A 20,733-nucleotide genomic window follows, 5' to 3' on the forward strand; every position below is an offset into this window, starting at 1 on the left:
CGCCCCAGGGGCCGCTTACTGGTTCTGCGGCGGCAGCGCTGCGACGAAGGGGTGGTCGCGCTCGATCAGTCCCAGCTTGCTGGCGCCGCCGGGCGAGCCGAGCTCGTCGAAGAACTCGACGTTCGCCTTGTAGTAGTCCTTCCACTCCTCCGGAGTGTCGTCCTCGTAGAAGATCGCCTCGACCGGGCACACCGGCTCACAGGCTCCGCAGTCGACGCATTCGTCCGGGTGGATGTACAAGGACCGCTGGCCCTCGTAGATGCAGTCGACCGGGCACTCCTCGATGCACGCCTTGTCCTTGACGTCGACACAAGGCTGCGCGATGACGTAGGTCACGCTGTCGTTCCTCCTCGATAGGGCGCTGGCGGGCCGCTTCAGGCTCCGCCGCCTGGCGCGCGGGAGCGCGGCGTCGTCGATGCCCGCACCTAGTATCTCCGTTCTTGGGCATGATCCGAACAGGAGGGGTGGACCGAGCTGTGGAAATCTCCGCAAACTTCCGGCTCGAAGTCCGCATCACCGCCTCTGACGTGGGAAAACGCGTCTCGGTGCGGCGGCTGGACGAACACGCGGCTGAGGGTGAGAAGTTCACCGACACGGTTGGCGTTCTCACATCATGGGACGACGGTGTGCTGCTGATCACACGGAAGTCCGGCGAAGCGGTCAGGATTCCGGAGTCCTCGCTGGTCGCGGGCAAGGTCGTACCGGCCGCGCCGGCCCGCCGCCGGGGCCCCTCGGCGACGTACGGGGAGCTGGCGCGGGTCGCGGCCCGGGGCTGGCGGCCGGTGGAGCGGGAGCCGCTGGGCGACTGGGAGCTGCGGGCGGCCTCGGGGTTCACGCGCCGCGCCAACTCGGTGCTGCCGCTGGGCGACCCCGGGATGCCGCTGGACGAGGCGCTGGCGGCCGTGCGTCGCTGGTACGCCGCCCGGGGGCTGCCCGCGTACCTGCAGATCGCGACGGGCGCCGAGGACACCCAGGAGCTGCTCGGCGCGGAGCTCGCGGCGCGCGGCTGGACGCGCGAGGTGACGGCCGAGCTGTGGACCGGCGCGCTCGCGCCGGTCGGGGACGCGGCCGGGGCCGCCGACGGCCCCCGGGTCGTGCTGTCCCGGTCGGCGGACGAGGCGTGGCTGGCCCGCTACCAGCGCAGGGGCGTGAGCGAGGTGGCGCTGAGGGTGCTGGGCGGCGGGCCCTCGGTGTGGTTCGCGAGCGTCCCTTCGGACACCGGGGCGCCCGCGGCGATCGGGCGCTGCGTCGTGGACGGCCGGTGGGCGGGCTTCGCGGCCGTCGAGGTCGCCCCGGAGCACCGCCGCCGCGGGCTGGCCACGGCGGTGATGGCGGCGCTGGCCCGCCGGGCCCTGGACGAGGGCGCCTCGGCGGCCTGGCTGCAGGTGAAGACGGACAACACCGGGGCCCGCGCCCTGTACCAGGGCATGGGCTTCGCCCTCCACCACGCCTACCACCACTACCGGGAGCCCGCGGGGACCGGCGCGGGCGCGGGGACCGACGCCGGTGCGGAGGCGGGCGGTGCCGGGCGCGGCGGCCGTGCGGAAGCGGACGGCGGGCGTTCGTCCGATCATGGTGAGCACCCGCGCACCGGCGCCGGGCGCCCGGTCGCGGACGCGGACTCCGCCTCCGCGGGCGCGGCCGCCGGTTCCGCGGGCGACCGGTATCGATCGGGCTGAGAGGGCACCACCCAGCTATGCGTCCCCCACACCCCCCGGACCCCGAGCGCAGCGCCGAGTGGCGGAGCCTGTTCGCCGCCGAGGCGCGCTCCCCGCGGCCCGACCTGTCGGCGCTGTGCCTGCTGGTGGCCGCCCAGGCGGACGGGTCGCTCGACGAGAGAGGGATCGACGAGGCCCAGATGGAGCTGGACCGGCTCGCCGGTCTGCTGCCGTTCCGGCCGGGCGGCCCGCGCGCCTGGGCGTCCGCGCTCGCCGGGCTGCTCGGCGAGCGCTGCGGGTTCCACGGCACGCCCGGCGACTACCAGAGGCTGGAGTCGTCCCTGCTGCACGACGTGCTGCGGCGCCGGCGCGGGCTGCCCATCCTGCTCTCCGTCGTGTGGACGGAGGTGGCGCGCAGGGCGGGGGCCCCGGTGTACGGCGTCGCGCTGCCGGGCCACTTCGTCGTGGGCTTCGGCCCGCCCGGGGACCAGGTGCTCGCCGACCCCTTCGACGGCGGCCGCGTCCTGACGGGGACCGACGCGGAGCTGCTGGTCGCCGGGGCCACCGGGGCGCCGCTCGACCCGTCGATGCTCTCCCCCGCCGACCCGCTCGACGTGATCCTGCGGATCCTGAACAACGTCCGCGCCTGGGCCACGGCCCGCCCGGAGCGCTCCGACGTCGCCCTGTGGGCCGTGGACCTCTCCCTGCTGCTCCCGTCCCACCCGGCCCGGCTGCGCTACGAGCGCGCGCAACTGCTGGTGCAGCGCGGCGACTTCCTGACCGGCGCCACCGAACTGGACGCGTACGCCGACGTGGTCGCCGCGGTGGACGAGCCCGCCGCGGACCGCGTGCGCCGCCAGGCCCACGCGGCCCGCGCGATGCTCAACTGACCCGCTCCGCAGGGAAGCCGCCGGAAAGGGACAGGGCACCGGGCCCGTGGCCCGATGCCCTGTGCGTGCCGGAGCGGCCCCGGTCAGCTGGGGTCGGTCTCGATGACGCCGACGCGGTCGGCGGGCGTCGTGCCCTTGAGCGCGGTGCGCAGCGCGCCCACCACGTCCTGGGGCGTGACGGCGGTCTTCTTGCCGTTGCCCCGCGTGATCGTCACTCCGTCGAAGGTGGCGCCGTACAGCTCCTGGAGCGCGTCGAGGTCGTAGTTCTCGACGAGCTTGCCGTCCACCGCCTTCACGCCGAGGAACTTCCACAGCGAGTTCTCGGGGCTGAACGCCACACTGTGCAGGGCGTCGGTCTGCACCGTGACCTGGGCGGACATCGCGGGCTCCGCGAACTCCTTCATCATCCGGTCGACCTCGGCCTTGGAGACCGTGGGCTGCCGCGTGGTGGTGGGCAGCTTCACCCGGCCGGACTTCCCGGTCTCCACCTGCGTGCGGTACGCCTCCTCGATCGCCTGCGTCGACCCGGCGGTGTCCAGGCCCTTGCCCGTCTTGCCGTAGACGGGGACGGCCTTGCCCGGCTCGAACTTGATGGTGCCCTCGCCCGCCGAGCCGGAGGCGCCCGCGGCGCGCTCCAGGGCGGCCTTCAGCTTCTCCTCGTCCACGGGCATGACCGGCTCGACGACCCGCTGCTGGCCGAAGAGGGAGCCGACGACGGACACGGGGTTGTAGTCGCTGCCCGCCGCCGCGCGCACCGTGGCCTGGCTGTCCAGCTGCAGGCCCGCCTGGTCCGGCTTGAGCTGCACCGACTTGCCGTCGACGGTCAGCAGCAGCGGCTGGTCCGTGCGCTTGCCGAGGGTGTCGTCGAGCTTCTTGACGGCCTCGTCGCGGGTGCCGCCGCCGATGTCGACGCCGAGGACGGTGGTGCCCTTGGGCACGTCGGAGCGGTTCATCAGCAGTCCGGCGCCGTACGCGACACCGGCGACGCCGACCACGCCGACGGCCAGGAGCACCAGCTTGCTGCGTCCCTTTTTCTTCTTCGGCGCGGGCGCCGCGGGCGCGTTCTGCGCGGCCGGCCCGGGCTGCTTCGGCGGGGTGTGCGGAATCGGTCCTTCGGTGGGCGCGCCCGTGCCGAACGGGGAGTTCTGCGCGGGCGGCACGACGGGGATGCCGCTGGTCAGCGTGTGTCCGGAGACGTTCTCGCGGGGGCCGCCGTAGCCGGGGGCGCCCGGTGCTCCCGGCCCGGGCACGGGCGCGGGCCTCTGCGGCGTGAGGATCGCGGTGTCGTCGCTCAGACCGCCGCCGGGGCCGCCGGCCGGGGCCACGGGGCCGTTCCCGCCGGCCGGCTTCACCGGGCTGTCCCCGGTGACCGGTCCGCCGGTCGGTCCCGCGGGGCCGCGCCCGCTGCCGGGCAGGTACGGCGAGCCCTCGCGGTGCTGCTCGTCGGCGTCCACGGGCGGGTACGCCGCGCCGGTGCCGGCCGCGGCGCCCAGGGCGCCGGACACGTCGAAGGAGCCGGTGCCGCCGCCGTGTCCGGGGGCCACCGGACCGGTGCCGTGGGCGCCGGGCAGCGCGCCGTTCTGGCCGCCGGGGCGCGGAGCGCCGGGGGCGCCCGGGGCCGCCGGCGCCTGCGCACCGGTGCCCTGGCCCGTACCGGCGCCTGTGCCGGGGCGGGTGCCGGGAGCGGCCGAACCGCCCGGCAGACCGGCCCCGTTGGTCCCGCCGCCGCCCGGTCCACCCTTGGGCGCACTGGGCTTGCGGGGCGCGAACCAGTCGCTGGTCTTCTCCTCGGCCGGCGCGGCGGGCGCCGCCGGCGCCGGGGCGGGGGCCGCGGCGGGAGCGGCGGCGGACGCGGGCTCCTGCGCGTCCTGGCCCGAACCGCCCGCGCCGTCCGACGAGTCGGCGACGGGCTTGCGCACGACGACCGGCGGGATGGGCCGGGACCCGGGGATGTTGATCCGGATGCGCGTCGTCAGCGTGGTCTCGGTCTTGCGCTCCTCCGGCTCCGAGCCGGCAGGGGCCGCGCCGGCACCGCCGGACGTCAGGGGGGTGCCGTAGGGCGGCGTCCCCGACGGGTACGCGGGCCCGCCGTGCCCGTTGGGCCCGGAGGACGGACTGTCAGTTTCTCGACTCAAGGCAGGTTCTCCCGGTTGGCTCCGCCGCCCGTCACGACCTCACGACTGGGGTCCCCTGCTCGAACCGAGTCGAGAGCTCGGGGAAGGCTCGGCGGCGCGCACCACCATACTGGCCACGTCGCACACGTATCCCGCGACCGTGGGGGAAACCCACACGGGACCCGCACCTGTCCGGTACGGCGAAGTGGTACGTCACTTCCCAAGTCGGACGGCGGGACCGTCCGATTGCCGCCCCGGACCGAGGGTGGCGCAGATCACAGCCACCGCCATGCCGCCGAGCAGGAAGAGGTACGAGCCCGCGCCGGCACCGAACACGAAGTCGCCCTCCGGCCGGCTGGCGGTCAGCAGGATCACGGCGGCCATCCACCCGGCGACGGGGGCGACCGCGCCGGACCTGGCGCGCAGCGCGTACGCCCCGCCCAGGAACAGGCCGGCGGAGCCCGCGAGGGCGAGCAGCAGCCCGCCGGGGAACCAGCCGCCCTGCACCAGCGCGCCGGCGACACCGGCCACGGCGCCGAGGACGAACAGCCCGAGGAGGGCGAGGACGCGTCCGGCCGACGGCGGCCGCAACGGTTGCGCCAGCATGCCTCCGGCTCCGCCGGACCGGTCCGCCGTGCTCATCGTGCACCTTCTTCCGTAGCGGCCGGCCGGGCGGGCTCCCCGCCCGCGGCGGCCCCGCCGGTCTCGTCGATCCCCGCGAACAGGTCCGTCTCCCGGCCGCCCCGCGGGCGCTCCCCGCGCACCAGCTCGTAGTACTCCGTGGTGAACAGGGGCTGGGCCAGGTCGTTGGAGAGGGCGAACCAGGGCTCGTGCACCGCGATCTGGGTGGCGTGGGCGCGCATGGCGGCGGCCTTCGCGTCCGCGAATCCGGTGCCGTCGATCTCGGTGGTCACGACCGCCTCGTCGACCACGCCGGGGACGTCGCCGACCTGGGCGGCGGCCGGGAAGGGCAGGTCGGGCAGCGCGTCGGCGAGGCGCGCGAAGCCCTCCTCGGCGACCGGGCGCGGCACCCGGTTCCAGTAGATCTTGGCGATCGTCCAGGGGGCGCCGGAGTCCGGGCGGAAGTCCGGGTCGGCGGCCAGGCCGGCGGCGCGCATGGCGACGCGGTGGGCCTGGATGTGGTCGGGGTGGCCGTAGCCGCCGTTCTCGTCGTAGGTGACGAGGACCTGCGGCCGCACCTCGCGGATCACCTCGACCAGGTGCCCGGCGGTTTCGTCGGGGTCCGCCGACCAGAAGGCGCCGGGGCGGCGGTTCTGCTCGGTGCCCATCATCCCGGAGTCGCGGTAGCGGCCGGGTCCGCCGAGGAAGCGGTGGTCGGTGACGCCCAGCTCCTTCATCGCGGCGGCGAGTTCGCCGATGCGGTGGGGGCCGAGCGCGTCCTCCCGGTCGGCCGCGAGGTGCGCGAGCGACGGCGGGATGACCTCGCCCTCCTCGCCGAGCGTGCAGGTCACGAGCGTGACCAGGGCGCCCTCGGCCGCGTACCTGGCCATGGTGACGCCGTTGTTGATCGACTCGTCGTCCGGGTGCGCGTGCACCAGCAGCAGACGCCGGGCGGGCATGTCCGTCATGGGCCCCAGCCTACGAGGCGCCCGCGATCAGCGGCTCCCCGCCCGGGCTCCGTCACCCCTCGTGCGCGCCGTCGTCCCGGTACCGCGGCAGACCGTCCGTCGGGATCGTCCACTCGCCGATGGTGACGTCCTCGCCGTAGAGGAAGTCCTTGCGGGTGGCGTAGCGGGGGCCGTCCGGGGTCGGGTGGATGTCGGTGAGGACGGCGCCGGTGCCGGTGCGGGGATCGAAGATCGCGTAGACGGGGATGCCGAGCAGCGGGTAGTCCCGCGCCTTGCCCACCCAGTCGTTGTCCGGGTTGGAGCGGGAGACGACTTCGACGGCGGCGATGAGCTCACGGGGATCGAAGGACCCCTCGGCGTCCATGTCGGCCTCGGCGATCACCATGAGGTCGGGACGGCGCATGACGCCTTCGGGCTCGTCCTCCACGTCGGGCTCGCCCGTGTGGGCCACGAGCTCTTCCGGCATCACCCTCTCCAGGCGCTTGCGGAGGCGCAGTGCCGTCAGCTCGTGGCGACGGCTGGGCGACATCATGTCGTGGACGATCCCTTCCTTGGTGATCTCGAATTTGCCCGGCAGCGTGTCGTCCGCGGACTGAACGAAGTCGCGCATGGCCCGGTAGAGGTGGGAGGCGCCCCGCTGTGCGCCGTCCGGTGCGATGGTCATGGCGCTCGCTCCTCGTCGTCTGTGCCCAGGGGCAAGGATCGTCACGTTCATGCTAGGTGGCCTCCAGGTGGTCGGGGCGGCAGTCGCGGCAGCGGCCGGGGGCGGGCGCGCGGAAGGCGCGGTCGCAGCCGTCGCAGGTCTGGAGCGGGTGCGTCGCGGGCGGCGGGACGGCCGGGGCGCGGAAGGGCGGCGGGGGCGGCAGCCGGTCGGCGAGGCGGTGCGCCAGCAGAGCGGCGGGCCGCCGCATGCCTTCCGGCGGCAGGCCGGCGGTCAGTGCATGGCGTACGGCCGCGGACCCGGCGTCGCGCTCCAGCCAGGCGGCGACGCCGGGGGCCAGGTGGGCCGTGTCGCAGGCGGAGAGGAGCAGGCGGGGGTCGTGGCGGCGCAGGTCCGCGAGGAGGCCGGCGGCCTCCTGCAGGAGCACGGGGGCGGGGTGCGCGGGCCTCGGTACGGCGGGGAGCGGCTTGCGGGGCGCGCGCTTCTCGCGCGGTTCGCTCCGTGCGTGCTCCTCCGGCCGGACCACCGCCGGACCGGGCTCAGGGGCGGGCTCAGGGGCGGGCTCGGGGGCGGGCTCGGGGGCGGCGTGGCGGCGGGCCGCGGCCGGCTGGTTGCAGGAGACCGTGCGGGTGACGATGCGGCCGCCGGGGACGCGCTCGCGGGAGCGGCGCAGGTAGCCGTGGGCCTCCAGTTCGCGCAGGGCGGCGGCGATCCGGGTCGCGCCCTCGGGGAAGCGGGCGGCGAGGCTCTTGATGTCGACGCGGGCGCCCTTGGGCAGCGACTGGAGGTGCACGCCGAGCCCGATCGCGAGCAGCGACAGTTCGTGGTGCTGGGCGAGGTGGTTGCCGATCACCGTGAAGCGGGCGGTGTGGCGGGTGTTGTCGTGGGCGAGTCCGCCGGGGCGGGGCTGCCGGTTCGGGGGCTTGTGGCCCGCGGTGGGGGACTGGACGCGCGGGGGCGCGCTAGGGTTTCGGGTATCCATCAGGAAGGTGCTTCTTCCTCGGTGGTCAGGCCCTCGCACGGGATTCGCACTCCCGGCGAGGGCCGTCGCATGTCTGGGGTCGTGTCGCGGTGAGCGTAGAGCCGCGAGGGGGCCCCGTATCCAGCCGAACTGGAGACCTTCACCCGCCCGAGTGAGCGACGCCCGGGTGTGGACGGCGGGCGGGAGGGGTGGGGTTCGGCGAGGTGCTTTCCCCGGGGTTCTCTGTCTTCTGGCCGCCCGCCGCACCGGAACCCGTGGGCGCGGGTTCCGGTGCCGGAAGGCCCAGCTCGGCCCAGACCGTCTTGCGCGGGTGGGGGCCGTCGGTGACGCCCCAGCGGTCGGCGAGGGCCTCCACGAGCAGCAGGCCGCGGCCGGACTCGGCTCCGGGACCGGCCTCGCGGCGCGCGGGCCGCCGCTCCCCGCGCGCGTCGGCGACCTCGACGCGCAGCGCGGCGCCGGTCACGGAGAGCGTGAGGCGGAAGCTGCGGCCCGGGAGGCGGCCGTGCGTGGCCGCGTTGGCCGCCAGCTCCGCCACGACGTGGTGCGCCGCCTCGCACGGCACCCCCCAGTCCCGGAGCCGGTCGGCGGCGAGCAGCCGGGCGAGGCGTGCGCCGCGCGCGGTGGCGGGGAACAGCACGCTGAAGCGGTGGGCCTGGGGGGCGTGTCGGGGCGCGGCCTGGGCGCTCTGCTGGTTCACGTCACCCAGCGTGGCGGCCGCGACCTACCGTGATGGGTGATTGCGGTGGTGCGTAGGGCCACTGTCCGGGGCTCGTCCGGTGCTGTCCGGGCTGTCGGAGCGGTTGGTCCGCATGAGGCGTGGCGGTACGGGACGGCGGTACGGAACGGAGGGGCGCGCATGGCGGTGGACGGCGAGGCGGTACGGCTCGGGGCGGAGCAGGAGCGGACGGACGAGCCGGGGTGGGAGGTGGACCCGGACGACGACTGGGCGCTCGCCGTGGTGGCCACCGTGGGGCGGCAGTTGAGACTGCGCAGGGAGGCGGCGGGGATGCGGGCCGCCGACTTCGCGACGGCGGTCGGGTACGGAGAGGACCTCGTCTACAAGATCGAGGGCGGGCGGCGGATTCCCCGGCCGGAGTATCTGGACACAGCGGACGGGGTACTGGGCGCCGGCGGGCTCGTCGCGGCGGTGAAAGAGGACGTGAAGAAGGTCCGGTACCCGAAGAAGGTGCGGGACCTGGCGCAACTGGAGGCACGGGCGGCCGAGATCGGGGTGTACGAGTGCAGCAGCATCGCGGGTTTGTTGCAGACACCTGCGTACGCACGCGCACTGTTCGAAGTGCGGCAGCCTCCGTATCCGGCGGAGGAGGTGGATCGCCTGGTGGCCGCGCGCATGGCTCGGCTTTCAGTTTTCGATCGCTCTCCAGCGCCTTCCCTCAGTTTCGTCTTGGAGGAAGCGACGCTTCGGCGCAAGGTCGGGGACACAATGGTGCGGAAACAGCAGTTCGAGCGCCTGCTGGAAGCGGGGCGTCTGAACAGCGTCACACTGCAGGTCATGCCGATGGACAGCGTGGCTCATCCGGGCATGAGCGGCAGGATCGAGTTGCTGAAGTTCGAGGACGGCACAGCGGTGGGTCGGTCGGACGGCGCATTCAACGGCCGCCCAGCCTCTGACCTGAGGCAACTACGTGTCCTCGAACTGCGGTATGGCACCATCCGGGCGCAGGCTCTTCCGCCCGGAGAGACGCTGGCCTTCATCGAGCAACTGCTTGGAGAAACATGAACCGCGAGACCTCCGCCAGGGACGTCACAGACCTGGCGTGGTTCAAGAGCAGCTACAGCAGCGGGCCCGAGGGCGACTCCTGCGTGGAGATCGCCGCCACCCCCGGCACCGTGCACGTCCGCGACTCCAAGGACGCCGAGGGGCCGCGCCTGGCCTTCGCGCCCGGCGCCTGGGCCGACTTCGTCCCGTACGCCTCCGGGACGTGACCGCGCGAGGAGCACGCCCCGTCGCCGGGGCGCGCCCTCCCTCGGGTCGGGCCGGTCGGACCGGTCAGAACTTGATGCCGCCGATCATGCCCGCGATGTTCGACGTGAGTTCGCTGATCGTCGGGGCCACGGTGGACGAGGCCAGGTAGAAGCCCAACAGCACGCAGACCAGGGCGTGTACGGCCTTCAGTCCTGATTTCTTGATCAGGATGAAGACGATGATCGCCAGCAGCACCACCGCCGAAATCGAGAGTGCCACGGCGGCTCACCTCCAAAAGATCCCTGGGACCGGGGTCGAACGACGGGGGCAGTCAATCCCTGCGACAGCCAGCGGATTTCCTACCCACACAGCGCTAGCGATCATAACTATTCGTACGCGCGCATCGATCGGCGCACGGCCGCACAAGGGGGCGCATGGCCAATATGGTCGAGGCATGACGATCGAGCCTCTCTCCTTTCCGCGCCGGTATGCGCGAACCCAGCGGTTCACCCTCGGCGCGCCCCGTGCGTTCACGGTGGCGCCGGACGGTTCCCGGGTCGTTTTCCTGCGGTCCCGTTCCGGTACGGACCGGGCGAACCTGCTGTGGGTCCTGGACCTGGCGGACGGCGGGGAGCGGCCCGCCGCCGACCCGCGGACGCTGCTCGGCGGGGCCGACGAGCGGCTGTCGGCCCGGGAGAGGGCGCGCAGGGAGCGCAGCCGCGAGGGCGGTGCCGGCATCGTCGGCTACGCCACGGACGGCGCCGTGGAACTGGCGTCCTTCGCCCTGTCGGGCCGTCTCTTCACCGCCGAGCTGCGCGCCGGGACCGCCCGTGAGCTGCACGTTCCCGGTCCGGTGATCGACCCGCGCCCCTCCCCCGACGGACGCCTGGTCGCCTATGTCTCGGGGGGTGCGCTGCGGGTCGTGAGCGCCGGGGGCGAGGGCGACCGGGCGCTCGCGGAGCCGGAGTCCCGGACGGTGACGTACGGGCTCGCGGAGTTCGTCGCGGCCGAGGAGATGGCCAGGTCGCGCGGTTTCTGGTGGTCCCCGGAGTCGGACCGGCTGCTGGTCGCGCGGGCCGACGACGCGCCCGTGGGCCGGTGGTGGATCGCCGACCCGGCGCACCCCGGGAACGCCCCCCAGGAGGTCGCGTACCCGGCGGCCGGCACGGACAACGCGGACGTGCGCCTCTTCTTCGTGGGCCTGGACGGGGCCCGTACGGAGGTCGTCTGGGACCGGACCCGTTACCCCTACCTGGCGCGGGTGCACTGGTCGGCGGCGGGCGCCCCGCTGCTGCTCGTGCAGGCCCGGGACCAGGCGAGCCAGCTCTACCTGGCCGTGGACCCCGGGACGGGGGCCACCCGGATGGTCCACGCGGACGAAGATCCACAATGGCTGGATCTTTTCCCTGGTGTGCCGTGCTGGACGCCCTCCGGACGGCTCGTGCGGATCGCCGACGAGGGCGGCGCGCGCGTCCTCGCCGTCGGTGAACGTCCTCTGACGGGCGCACAGTTGCACGTGCGTGCGATTCTCGACGTGTCGGACGACGACGTGCTCCTCTCCGCTTCGGCGGGCGGGACCGCCGCCGCCCCGGAGACCGGCGAGGTGCACGTCTACCGCGTCAACGACCTCGGGGTGGAGCGGCTGTCGCAGGAGCCCGGGGTGCACTCGGCGGTGCGCGCGGGCGGGGTGACGGTGCTCGTCTCCGCGGTGCCGGACGCGCCCGGGGCCCGCGCGCAGGTGCTGCGCGACGGCAAGACGGTGGCGACCGTGGTCTCGCACGCCGAGGACCCGGGGCTGACCCCGCGGCTGACGCTCACGGAGGCGGGCGAGCGCCGCGTCCCGTGCGCCGTCCTGCTGCCCACCGGCTACACGGAGGGGGACGGGCCGCTGCCGGTGCTCCTGGACCCGTACGGCGGCCCGCACGGGCAGCGCGTGGTGGCGGCGCACAACCCGCACCTGACCTCGCAGTGGTTCGCCGACCAGGGGTTCGCGGTGGTCGTCGCGGACGGGCGCGGCACCCCCGGCCGCTCCCCCGCCTGGGAGAAGGCGATCAAGGACGACGTGGCCGCGGTCGTCCTGGACGACCAGATCCACGCCCTGCGGGCGCTGGCCGAGCGCTTCCCGCTCGACCTGGACCGGGTCGCGATCCGCGGCTGGTCGTTCGGCGGCTACCTCGCGGGGCTCGCGGCGCTGCGCCGCCCGGACGCGGTCCACGCGGCCGTCGTGGGCGCCCCGGTCACCGACTGGCGGCTGTACGACACCCACTACACGGAGCGCTACCTGGGCGACCCGGACCGGCAGCCGGAGGTCTACTCGGCGAACTCGCTGGTCGGCGACGGCGGGCTGGTGGCCGCCGCCGGGCCGGCCCGCCCGATGCTGCTCGTGCACGGCCTGGCCGACGACAACGTGGTGGTGGCCCACTCGCTGCGGCTGTCCTCCGCGCTGCTGGCGGCGGGTCGCCCGCACGAGGTGCTGCCGCTGTCCGGGGTGACGCACATGACCCCGCAGGAGCAGGTCGCCGAGAACCTGCTGCTGCTCCAGGTCGACTTCCTGAAGCGCTCGCTGGGCGTGGACCGGCCGTAGTCCCGGGGCCGGACGTGCGACCGGCCGGGGAGACATGGCGCGCCCCGGCCGGTCTACGGCACCCGCACGGCCGTACGCTGTTCAGCGTGCCGCGTCCGTATATCGGAATCGGGTCGGTCAAGTTGCCTGCGTGTTAACGACGTTGATGCGCATTTGCCCGGCTTGTCAGGTCAGCCTGGTCGCACCGCCGCCCTCCGCAGGGGGTTCGCCGGGACCGGGGTCGCCCTTCGCGGGGGGCGCGCCGGGGCCCGTGCCGCCCTCCGGCGGCACCACCTGCTTCTCCTCCGCGAAGTGGCACGCCGAGTCGTGCGCGGCGGGCCCCTCCGCGTAGCGGAACGCGGCGGGCACCGCGAGCAGCGGCACCTCCAGGGCGCACCGCTCGCGCGCCTTCCAGCAGCGGGTGCGGAACCGGCAGCCGGAGGGCGGGTTCGCCGGGGAGGGCACATCGCCGGTGAGGATGATCCGCTCGCGGTGCCGCCGCGCCTCCGGGTCGGGTACGGGCACGGCGGAGAGCAGGGCCTGGGTGTAGGGGTGCGTCGGGTGGTCGTAGATCTCCTCGTCGCTGCCGATCTCCACGATCCTCCCGAGGTACATCACGCCGACCCGGTCGGAGATGTGCCGCACGATGGAGAGGTCGTGGGCGATGAAGACGTAGGAGAGGCCGAACTCGCCCTGGAGCCGGTCCAGCAGGTTGATCACCTGGGCCTGCACGGAGACGTCGAGGGCGGAGACCGGCTCGTCGGCGACGATGACCTCGGGGCGCAGCGCGAGGCCGCGGGCGATGCCGATGCGCTGGCGCTGGCCGCCGGAGAACTGGTGCGGGTAGCGGTTGACGTACTCGGGGTTGAGCCCGACCACGTCGAGCAGCTCCTGCACCTTGCGCCGCCGGTCGCCCTTCGGCGCCACCTCGGGGTGGATGTCGAAGGGCTCCCCGATGATGTCGCCGACGGTCATGCGCGGGTTGAGCGAGGTGTACGGGTCCTGGAAGACCATCTGGATGTTGCGGCGCACGGCCTTCAGGGCGCGCCCCGACAGCCTGGTGACGTCCTCGCCCTTGAACAGGATCGACCCCTCGGTCGGCCGCTCCAGGCTGACCAGCAGCCGGGCGAGCGTCGACTTGCCGCAGCCGGACTCGCCGACGACGCCGAGGGTCTCGCCCCGGCCCAGCTCCAGGTCGACGCCGTCGACGGCCTTGACCGCGCCCACCTGCTTCCTGAAGAGGATGCCCTGGGTGAGCGGGTAGTGCTTGACCAGGCCCCGGACCTGGAGGATCGGCTCAGCCATGCAGGCACTCCTCCCAGAAGAAACAGGCGCTGCCCCGGTCCGCGGCGACCTCGAACAGCGGGGGCACCTCGGTCCGGCAGGGGGTGTCGCGGACCATCGGGCAGCGCGGGTTGAAGGGGCAGCCGGGCGGGATGTCCGTCAGGCTGGGCGGCAGGCCCTTGATCGCGTACAGCTCCCGGCCCTTCTGGTCCAGGCGCGGGATCGACGCGAGCAGGCCCCGGGTGTAGGGGTGCGCGGGGGCCTTGTAGAGGTCGTGCACCGGCGCCGACTCCACGATGCGGCCCGCGTACATCACGGCGATGCGGTCGGCCACGTCCGCGACCACGCCGAGGTCGTGGGTGATGAGGACGAGCCCCATGTCCAGCTCGCGCTGGAGCTCCGCGAGCAGGTCCATGACCTGGGCCTGGACGGTCACGTCGAGGGCGGTGGTGGGCTCGTCGGCGATGATCAGGGACGGTTCCAGGGCCATCGCCATGGCGATCATGATGCGCTGGCGCATACCCCCGGAGAACTGGTGCGGGTAGTCGTCGACCCGCTCCCTCGCGGCGGGGATGCGCACCCGGTCCATCAGCTCGACCGCTCTCGCCCGGGCGTCCTTCCTGGACATGCCCCGGTGGACGGTGAACATCTCGGCGAGCTGGGCGCCGACCGTGAGGACCGGGTTGAGGGAGGACAGGGCGTCCTGGAAGATCATCGCCATCTCGGCGCCGCGGATCCTGCGCCGCTCCTCCTCCTTGAGCCCGAGCAGGTCCCGTCCCTTGAAGAGGATCTCGCCGCCGGTGACGCGGCCCGGCGGCGAGTCGAGGATGCCCATGACGGCCTGGGCGGTCACGGACTTGCCGGAGCCGGACTCGCCGAGCACGGCGAGCGTCTCGCCGGCGTCCACGCTCAGGTTCACCCCGTTGACGGCGTGGGCCACGCCGTCCCGGGTGCGGAACTCCACCCGCAGGTCGCGTACGTCGAGGAGCACGGGCCTCACCTCAGCTTGGGGTCGAGGGCGTCGCGCACCGCGTCGCCGAGCATGATGAACGCCAGCACGGTGACCGCCAGCGCGCCGGCCGGCCACAGCAGCGCGTGCGGCGCCTGGCGGATGTAGGCGGAGGCCGAGGAGATGTCGATGCCCCAGCTCACCGTCGGCGGCTTCAGCCCCACGCCGAGGTAGGACAGGGTCGCCTCCAGCGCGATGTACGTGCCGAGCGCGATGGTCGCCACGACGATGACCGGGGCGACGGCGTTGGGCGCGATGTGCCGCAGCAGCATCCGGGGGCTGGAGGCGCCGAGCGCGCGGGCCGCCTGCACGTAGTCGTTCTGCCTGGCGGTGATCACCGAGCCGCGGGCGATGCGGGAGATCTGCGGCCAGCCCAGCAGCACCATGAACCCGATGACCGGCCAGATCGTGCTGCTGGTCACCACGGAGAGCAGCACGAGGCCGCCGAGGACGACGGGGATGGCGAAGAAGATGTCCGTGATCCGCGACAGGATCGCGTCCCACACCCCGCCGAAGAAGCCCGCGAGCCCGCCGAGGACGGACCCGAGGACGGCGACGCCGAGGGTGGCCAGGACGCCGACCGTGACGGAGACCCGGGCGCCGTAGACGGTACGGGTGTACACGTCGCAGCCCTGGCCGTTGAAGCCGAAGGGGTGGCCCGGCTGGGAGCCCTCCTGCGCCTTGGCCAGGTCGCAGGCGAGCGGGTTGCCGGGCGCGATCGCCGAGGGCCACAGGGAGACGAAGACCAGGAAGAGGATGAGCAGGGCGGAGACCAGGAAGACCGGGTTGCGGCGCAGGTCGCGCCAGGCGTCGGACCACAGGCTGCGGGGCCGGTCCCGCGGGCCCGCGCCGTCCGGCCCCCGCGCGCCCTCCAGGGTGGCCCCCTCGCTGGTGGCGAGGTCCATGGCGCCGCCCATGCCGGTCGCGGCGACGGCGCCGTCCTCCGGGGCGCGGCCCCCGCCCGGCGGCTCCGACTGCGGCGGCCGGGGCGGCTGCGGTTCAGGCATAGCGGATCCTCGGGTCGAGTACGGCGTACAGGAGGTCCACGAGCAGGTTGGCGACCAGGAAGACCAGGACGAGGACGGTCACGAAGCCGACGACGGTCTGCGTGTTCTGCCGCAGGATGCCCTGGTAGAGCTGGAAGCCGACGCCGTGGATGTTGAAGATGCGCTCGGTGACGATCGCGCCGCCCATCAGCGCGCCCACGTCGGTGCCGATGAAGGTGACCACCGGGATGAGCGAGTTGCGCAGCAGGTGGCGGGTGACGACGCGGCGCCGGGGCAGGCCCTTGGCGATCGCGGTGCGCACGTAGTCGGCGCGGCGGTTCTCCGCGATGGAGGTCCGGGTGAGCCGGGTGACGTAGGCCAGGGAGACCGAGGCGAGCACCAGGCCGGGGACGATCAGCTCGCCGAAGGGCGCCTCCGCCGAGACCGACGGGCGGATCCAGCTCCACTGGACGCCGAGCAGCAGCTGGAGCAGCAGGCCGGTGACGAAGGTGGGGACGGAGATCACGACCAGGGTCAGGACGAGCACGGCGGTGTCGACGGGCCGGCCGCGGCGCAGCCCGGTGACGACGCCGAGCGCGATGCCGACGACGATCTCGAAGAGGACCGCGACGACGGTGAGCCGGATGGTGACGGGGAAGGCCGTCGACATCAGCTCGGTCACCTTCTGCCCGTTGAAGGCGGTGCCGAAGTCGCCGGTGAAGACGTTGCCCATGTAGGTCAGGTATTGCTGCCACACGGGCTTGTCGAGGCCGAACTCCCGGCGCAGCTGGGCGGCGGTCGCGGGGTCGCACTCCTTGTCCCCGCACAGTCCCGCGACGGGGTCGCCCATCACGTTCACCATCAGGAAGATCAGCAGGGTGGCGCCGACGAAGACCGGGATCATCTGCAGCAGGCGCCGGATCACGTAGCGTCCCATGGAAGGGCTCCGGTTCCGGGTGTCGTGGGGGCGGCCGGCGCCGGCCGGCCGCCCCCGGCGGGCTCAGCCGACCTTGATCTCGTTGTAGACGGGGACGCTGAACTGGTTGAGGGCCACGTCGGAGAGCCGGTCGGAGTAGCCGGCGCTGCCGTTCTGGTACCAGAGCGGGATGGCCGCCATCTCGTCCCGCAGGACCTCCTCGGCCTGCTGGAAGTACTGCACCGCCTTGCCCGTGTCCGTCTCGGCGTTGGCCTTGTCGACCAGGCCGTCGAACTCCTTGTCCGACCACTTGCCGTCGTTGGAGGAGGCGTTGGTGTAGTACAGCGGCTGCAGGAAGTTCTGGATCAGCGGGTAGTCCATCTGCCAGCCGGCCCGGAAGGGGCCGGACATCTTGGACTGGGTGATGCGGTTGCGGTAGTCGGCGAAGGTGCCGACGGGGCTGCCGACGCAGGCCTTGTCGTTGTCCAGCGCGTTGTTGATGGAGTTGCAGACGGCGTCGACCCACTCGCGGTGCGAACCGGTGTCGGCGTTGTACGAGATCTTGACCTGCCCGCCGGGCAGGCCGCCGCCCTCCTCGATCAGCTTCTTGGCCTGCTCGGGGTCGTACTCGCAGGCGTCGCCGCACAGCCCCTTCTCGTAGCCGCCGTCGTCGCCGAGCACCGGGGAGGTCCAGTCGGTGGCGGGCGTACGGGTCTTCTGGAAGATCGTGTCGGTGATCTGGTCGCGGTCGATCGCCATGGACAGGCCCTTGCGGACCTTCTCGCCGCCGTCCTTGTTCCAGTCGTCGTCGTAGAACGGGAAGGCCAGGGTCTGGATGATGCCGGCCGGGGTGTTGATGTACCGGTCGCCCAGGTCGCTCTTGGCGTTCTTGAGCTGGGAGGCGGGCACGTCGTCCACGAGGTCGAGGTTGCCGGCCATCAGGTCGGTGTAGGCGGTGTTGTTGTCGGTGTAGACCTTCAGGTCCACGCCGCCGTTCTCGGCCTTGTCGTCGCCGGGGTAGTCGTCCCACTTGCGCAGCGACATCTGCGAGCCCTTGGTGTACGACTCGACGGTGTACGGGCCGTTGCCGACCGGCTTCTTCAGCCAGGCGTCGTGGTCGTCGAAGAACGCCCTGGGCAGCGGCGCGAACGCGGCGTAGCCGAGGGTGTCGGGGAAGGTCGAGAACTTCTGGTCGAGCCTGATGGTGAAGGTGCGCTCGCCGGTCACCTTCAGCCCGGACATCGTGTCCGCGCTCTGCTTCCCGGACTCGGGGTGCACCTCGTCGTAGCCGTCGATGTAGGCGAAGAAGTACGCGTTCTTCTGGTTGTTCTTCAGGCTGGCGCCGTAGTTCCAGGCGTCCACGAAGGACCGGGCGGTGACCTTCTCGCCGTTGCTGAACGTCCAGCCGTCCTCGACCGTGACGGTGAAGTTCTGCGAGTCGGAGGTCTCGATCTTCTCGGCGAGCATGTCCTTCGCCTCGCCGGTCTTCGCGTCGTAGCGCTTCAGCCCGCGGAAGACCATGTCGAGGACCTTGCCGCCCTGCACCTCGTTGGTGTTGGCCGGCTCCAGCGGGTTCTGCGGGTCGCCCCAGGAGGAGCTGAGGACCCCGGAGCCGTCGCCGCCGTCGCTCCCGCCGCCCCCGCCGCAGGCCGTCGCCGCGAGGGCGACGGCCGCCGCTCCCGCGATCCATGTGGCGTGCCTGGCTCCACGCATCCGGTGCCTCCTCCTGTGCGCCGTACCGCCAGCGCCGGAGCGCTGTGCCTTCCGGCCACTATGGAGACAAAAGGGATGTAACGCACATTCACCTCGCCCGTTCGGGGGCGGGCCACCCGGATGCACGCGCGCCGCGGCCCGCGCACGCCCGGATCCCAGAGGCCGCAAACGAAGGTTCCCGGCACCGTGGAACGGTGCCGGGAACCGGTTCGCGATCGCCGCGAAAGGCGGCGTGCCCTGGTCAGGCCGCGTGGACGACGTCCTTCTCCTCGGCGAAGTGGCACGCCGACTCGTGGTTCGCCGGGGTGTCCCCGCCCTGGAAGCGCTGGGGCACCGCCAGCAGCGGCGTCTCCTCCGCGCACCGGGCCTCGGCCTTCCAGCAGCGGGTGCGGAAGCTGCAGCCGGAGGGCGGGTTGGCCGGCGAGGGCACGTCGCCGGTGAGGATGATGCGCTCCCGGTGCTCGCGGGCCTCCGGGTCCGGCTGCGGCACGGCCGACAGCAGGGCCTGGGTGTACGGGTGCGTCGGGTGGTCGTAGATCTGCTCGTCGCTGCCGATCTCCACCACCTTGCCGAGGTACATCACGCCGACCCGGTCGGAGATGTGCCGCACGATGGAGAGGTCGTGGGCGATGAAGATGTAGGAGAGGTCGAACTCGTCCTGCAGCTTCTCCATCAGGTTGATGACCTGCGCCTGCACCGACACGTCCAGGGCCGACACCGGCTCGTCGCAGATGATGACCTCGGGGTTGAGCGCGAGGCCGCGGGCGATGCCGATGCGCTGGCGCTGGCCGCCGGAGAACTGGTGCGGGTAGCGGTTGACGTACTCGGGGTTGAGCCCGACCACGTCGAGCAGCTCCTGCACCTTGCGCCGCCGGTCGCCCTTCGGCGCCACCTCGGGGTGGATGTCGAAGGGCTCCCCGATGATGTCGCCCACCGTCATACGCGGGTTCAGCGAGGTGTACGGGTCCTGGAAGACCATCTGGATGTTGCGGCGCACGGCCTTCAGGGCGCGCCCCGACAGCCTGGTGATGTCCTGGCCCTTGTAGAAGATCTCGCCCGCGGTGGCCTGCTCCAGGTTCATCAGCAGCTTGGCCACCGTGGACTTGCCGCAGCCGGACTCGCCCACGATGCCCAGGGTCTCGCCCTGGTACAGGTCGAAGGAGACGCCGTCGACGGCCTTCACCGCGCCGACCTGCCTCTTGAACAGGATGCCCTGGGTGAGCGGGAAGTGCTTCTTCAGCCCGCGGATCTGCAGGATCGGCTCGCCGCGGTCGACGGGCGCCTCGACGGCGGCGACCGCCTCCGTCTCGGAGTGGGCGTCGACGACGTCCACCTCGGAGACGTTCGGCGTGGCCTCCCGCTCGTCGTTCTTGCTGAGCTCAGCCATGGATCGTCTCCTTCCAGAAGTGGCACGCCGAGTTGCGGCCCGCCAGCGGGGTGCCGTCCGGCTCGGTGACCTCGTACAGCGGCGGGACGTCCGTACGGCACACGTCCTGGGCCTTGGGGCAGCGCGGGTTGAAGGCGCAGCCGGACGGGATGCGCAGCAGGTTGGGCGGCAGGCCCTTGATCGCGTAGAGCTCCTGCCCCTTCTGGTCCAGGCGCGGGATCGAGTCCAGCAGACCGCGCGTGTAGGGGTGCGCGGGCCGCTTGTACAGCTCGTGGACCGGGGCGCGCTCCACGATCCGGCCCGCGTACATCACGGCGATCTTGTCCGCCACGTCGGCGACCACGCCGAGGTCGTGGGTGATCAGGATCAGGCCCATGTTGTACTCGCGCTGCAGCTCCGCGAGCAGGTCCATCACCTGGGCCTGGACGGTCACGTCGAGGGCCGTGGTGGGCTCGTCGGCGATGATCAGGTCCGGCTCCAGGGCCAGCGCCATGGCGATCATGATGCGCTGGCGCATACCGCCCGAGAACTGGTGCGGGAAGTCGTCCACCCGGGCCGCGGCGGCCGGGATCTTCACCCGGTCCATCAGCTCGACGGCCTTGGCCTTGGCCTCCTTCTTGGACAGGCCCTGGTGGACCCGGAACATCTCGCCGAGCTGGTAGCCGACGCTGAGGACCGGGTTCAGCGAGCTGAGCGCGTCCTGGAAGATCATGGCGATCTTCCGGCCGCGGATCTTGCGGCGCTCCTCGGCGGACATCTTGAGCATGTCCTGGCCGCGGAAGAGGATCTCGCCCTGCGGGATCCTCGCCGGCGGCATGTCCAGGATGCCCATGATCGCCTGCGCGGTCACGGACTTGCCGGAGCCGGACTCGCCGAGCACGGCGAGCGTCTCACCGGCGTGCACGTTGTAGTTGACGCCGTTGACGGCCTTGACCACGCCCTCGCGGGTGTGGAACTCGACGTGCAGGTCGCGCACCTCGAGCAGCGGCGCGTCGCCGGAACCGCCCGGGGCGGGCACCGGGGCGGTGTCTTCGATGATGGTCACGTACGCCTC

Annotated in this window: 18 protein-coding genes and 2 pseudogenes; 5 read left to right on the plus strand and 15 right to left on the minus strand. The window is 72.8% G+C overall.

What is annotated here, in order from left to right; translation table 11 throughout:
- Positions 1-15: 15 nt before the first annotated feature.
- Entirely contained in the window at positions 16-336 is a 321-nt protein-coding gene (gene fdxA / locus IE271_RS04405; protein WP_003973842.1) for a ferredoxin, read from the minus strand.
- A gap of 140 nt (positions 337-476) precedes the next feature.
- On the opposite strand from fdxA, the pseudogene IE271_RS04410 reads away from it, so the two are divergent.
- Together IE271_RS04410 and IE271_RS04415 are read left to right on the plus strand one after the other, a co-directional pair.
- Positions 477-1,484: pseudogene (locus IE271_RS04410) on the plus strand (GNAT family N-acetyltransferase); the annotation flags it as partial.
- Positions 1,485-1,696: 212 nt separating this feature from the next.
- A complete protein-coding gene (locus tag IE271_RS04415; protein WP_190188810.1) occupies positions 1,697-2,548 on the plus strand; it encodes a transglutaminase family protein in 852 nt (283 codons plus the stop codon).
- Positions 2,549-2,631: 83 nt separating this feature from the next.
- On the opposite strand, the gene IE271_RS04420 is transcribed toward IE271_RS04415, so the two are convergent.
- The 6 genes and pseudogenes from IE271_RS04420 to IE271_RS04445 all read right to left on the minus strand — a co-directional run.
- Complete coding sequence (locus tag IE271_RS04420; protein WP_190188811.1) at positions 2,632-4,683, minus strand: peptidoglycan binding domain-containing protein; 2,052 nt, start codon at positions 4,681-4,683, stop codon at positions 2,632-2,634.
- 192 nt (positions 4,684-4,875) lie between these two features.
- Positions 4,876-5,304 carry a DUF6113 family protein gene (locus IE271_RS04425; protein ID WP_190188812.1) on the minus strand — a complete coding sequence of 143 codons (429 nt, stop codon included), beginning with the start codon at positions 5,302-5,304 and terminating at the stop codon, positions 4,876-4,878.
- Entirely contained in the window at positions 5,301-6,251 is a 951-nt protein-coding gene (gene mshB / locus IE271_RS04430) for an N-acetyl-1-D-myo-inositol-2-amino-2-deoxy-alpha-D-glucopyranoside deacetylase (RefSeq protein ID WP_190188813.1), read from the minus strand. Before mshB ends, IE271_RS04425 begins: the two co-directional genes overlap by 4 nt.
- Positions 6,252-6,303: 52 nt before the next feature.
- Positions 6,304-6,915 carry a Uma2 family endonuclease gene (locus tag IE271_RS04435; protein ID WP_190188814.1) on the minus strand — a complete coding sequence of 204 codons (612 nt, stop codon included), beginning with the start codon at positions 6,913-6,915 and terminating at the stop codon, positions 6,304-6,306.
- A gap of 52 nt (positions 6,916-6,967) precedes the next feature.
- Positions 6,968-7,894 (minus strand): helix-turn-helix domain-containing protein, encoded by a 927-nt coding sequence (locus tag IE271_RS04440; protein WP_190188815.1) that lies wholly within the window; start codon positions 7,892-7,894, stop codon positions 6,968-6,970.
- Positions 7,895-8,129: 235 nt separating this feature from the next.
- Positions 8,130-8,591: pseudogene (locus tag IE271_RS04445) on the minus strand (ATP-binding protein); the annotation flags it as partial.
- A 159-nt stretch (positions 8,592-8,750) separates the two neighbouring features.
- Here IE271_RS04445 and IE271_RS04450 point away from each other — a divergent pair.
- Complete coding sequence (locus IE271_RS04450; RefSeq protein WP_190188816.1) at positions 8,751-9,635, plus strand: helix-turn-helix domain-containing protein; 885 nt, start codon at positions 8,751-8,753, stop codon at positions 9,633-9,635.
- Positions 9,632-9,841 carry a DUF397 domain-containing protein gene (locus IE271_RS04455; RefSeq protein ID WP_190188817.1) on the plus strand — a complete coding sequence of 70 codons (210 nt, stop codon included), beginning with the start codon at positions 9,632-9,634 and terminating at the stop codon, positions 9,839-9,841. The genes IE271_RS04450 and IE271_RS04455 overlap by 4 nt, the downstream gene beginning before the upstream one ends.
- 64 nt (positions 9,842-9,905) lie before the next feature.
- Here IE271_RS04455 and IE271_RS04460 read toward each other — a convergent pair whose 3' ends face one another.
- Entirely contained in the window at positions 9,906-10,100 is a 195-nt protein-coding gene (locus tag IE271_RS04460) for a hypothetical protein (RefSeq protein ID WP_190188818.1), read from the minus strand.
- A gap of 175 nt (positions 10,101-10,275) precedes the next feature.
- On the opposite strand from IE271_RS04460, the gene IE271_RS04465 reads away from it, so the two are divergent.
- Complete coding sequence (locus IE271_RS04465) at positions 10,276-12,405, plus strand: S9 family peptidase (protein WP_190188819.1); 2,130 nt, start codon at positions 10,276-10,278, stop codon at positions 12,403-12,405.
- 165 nt (positions 12,406-12,570) lie between these two features.
- Here IE271_RS04465 and IE271_RS04470 read toward each other — a convergent pair whose 3' ends face one another.
- From IE271_RS04470 to IE271_RS04500, 7 genes are all read right to left on the minus strand, one after another.
- The gene (locus IE271_RS04470) at positions 12,571-13,689 is read right to left on the minus strand and encodes an ABC transporter ATP-binding protein (protein ID WP_190188820.1); all 1,119 of its coding nucleotides are present in this window, start codon (positions 13,687-13,689) and stop codon (positions 12,571-12,573) included.
- A complete protein-coding gene (locus IE271_RS04475) occupies positions 13,682-14,659 on the minus strand; it encodes an ABC transporter ATP-binding protein (RefSeq protein ID WP_190188821.1) in 978 nt (325 codons plus the stop codon). The genes IE271_RS04470 and IE271_RS04475 overlap by 8 nt, the downstream gene beginning before the upstream one ends.
- A gap of 5 nt (positions 14,660-14,664) precedes the next feature.
- The gene (locus tag IE271_RS04480) at positions 14,665-15,684 is read right to left on the minus strand and encodes an ABC transporter permease (protein WP_190188822.1); all 1,020 of its coding nucleotides are present in this window, start codon (positions 15,682-15,684) and stop codon (positions 14,665-14,667) included.
- Complete coding sequence (locus IE271_RS04485) at positions 15,677-16,600, minus strand: ABC transporter permease (protein WP_190188823.1); 924 nt, start codon at positions 16,598-16,600, stop codon at positions 15,677-15,679. The genes IE271_RS04480 and IE271_RS04485 overlap by 8 nt, the downstream gene beginning before the upstream one ends.
- 63 nt (positions 16,601-16,663) lie before the next feature.
- Positions 16,664-18,292, minus strand: a complete 1,629-nt coding sequence (locus IE271_RS04490) for a peptide ABC transporter substrate-binding protein (protein WP_190188824.1) — start codon at positions 18,290-18,292, stop codon at positions 16,664-16,666.
- A gap of 241 nt (positions 18,293-18,533) precedes the next feature.
- A complete protein-coding gene (locus IE271_RS04495; RefSeq protein WP_190188825.1) occupies positions 18,534-19,679 on the minus strand; it encodes an ABC transporter ATP-binding protein in 1,146 nt (381 codons plus the stop codon).
- Complete coding sequence (locus IE271_RS04500) at positions 19,672-20,724, minus strand: ABC transporter ATP-binding protein (RefSeq protein ID WP_190188826.1); 1,053 nt, start codon at positions 20,722-20,724, stop codon at positions 19,672-19,674. Before IE271_RS04500 ends, IE271_RS04495 begins: the two co-directional genes overlap by 8 nt.
- Between the last annotated feature and the right edge of the window lie 9 nt (positions 20,725-20,733).

The sequence above is a fragment of the Streptomyces minutiscleroticus genome (assembly GCF_014650875.1).
Classification (GTDB): Bacteria; Actinomycetota; Actinomycetes; order Streptomycetales; family Streptomycetaceae; genus Streptomyces; species Streptomyces minutiscleroticus.

Bases quoted from the DNA above. Each gene is read 5' to 3' on its own strand.
- IE271_RS04440 (WP_190188815.1), bottom strand. From the start codon at position 7,894: ATGGATACCCGAAACCCTAGCGCGCCCCCGCGCGTCCAGTCCCCCACC.
- IE271_RS04425 (WP_190188812.1), bottom strand. From the start codon at position 5,304: ATGAGCACGGCGGACCGGTCCGGCGGAGCCGGAGGCATGCTGGCGCAA.
- IE271_RS04450 (WP_190188816.1), top strand. From the start codon at position 8,751: ATGGCGGTGGACGGCGAGGCGGTACGGCTCGGGGCGGAGCAGGAGCGG.
- IE271_RS04455 (WP_190188817.1), top strand. From the start codon at position 9,632: ATGAACCGCGAGACCTCCGCCAGGGACGTCACAGACCTGGCGTGGTTC.
- IE271_RS04435 (WP_190188814.1), bottom strand. From the start codon at position 6,915: ATGACCATCGCACCGGACGGCGCACAGCGGGGCGCCTCCCACCTCTAC.
- IE271_RS04485 (WP_190188823.1), bottom strand. From the start codon at position 16,600: ATGGGACGCTACGTGATCCGGCGCCTGCTGCAGATGATCCCGGTCTTC.
- IE271_RS04470 (WP_190188820.1), bottom strand. From the start codon at position 13,689: ATGGCTGAGCCGATCCTCCAGGTCCGGGGCCTGGTCAAGCACTACCCG.
- IE271_RS04495 (WP_190188825.1), bottom strand. From the start codon at position 19,679: ATGGCTGAGCTCAGCAAGAACGACGAGCGGGAGGCCACGCCGAACGTC.
- mshB (WP_190188813.1), bottom strand. From the start codon at position 6,251: ATGACGGACATGCCCGCCCGGCGTCTGCTGCTGGTGCACGCGCACCCG.
- IE271_RS04490 (WP_190188824.1), bottom strand. From the start codon at position 18,292: ATGCGTGGAGCCAGGCACGCCACATGGATCGCGGGAGCGGCGGCCGTC.
- IE271_RS04415 (WP_190188810.1), top strand. From the start codon at position 1,697: ATGCGTCCCCCACACCCCCCGGACCCCGAGCGCAGCGCCGAGTGGCGG.
- IE271_RS04465 (WP_190188819.1), top strand. From the start codon at position 10,276: ATGACGATCGAGCCTCTCTCCTTTCCGCGCCGGTATGCGCGAACCCAG.
- IE271_RS04480 (WP_190188822.1), bottom strand. From the start codon at position 15,684: ATGCCTGAACCGCAGCCGCCCCGGCCGCCGCAGTCGGAGCCGCCGGGC.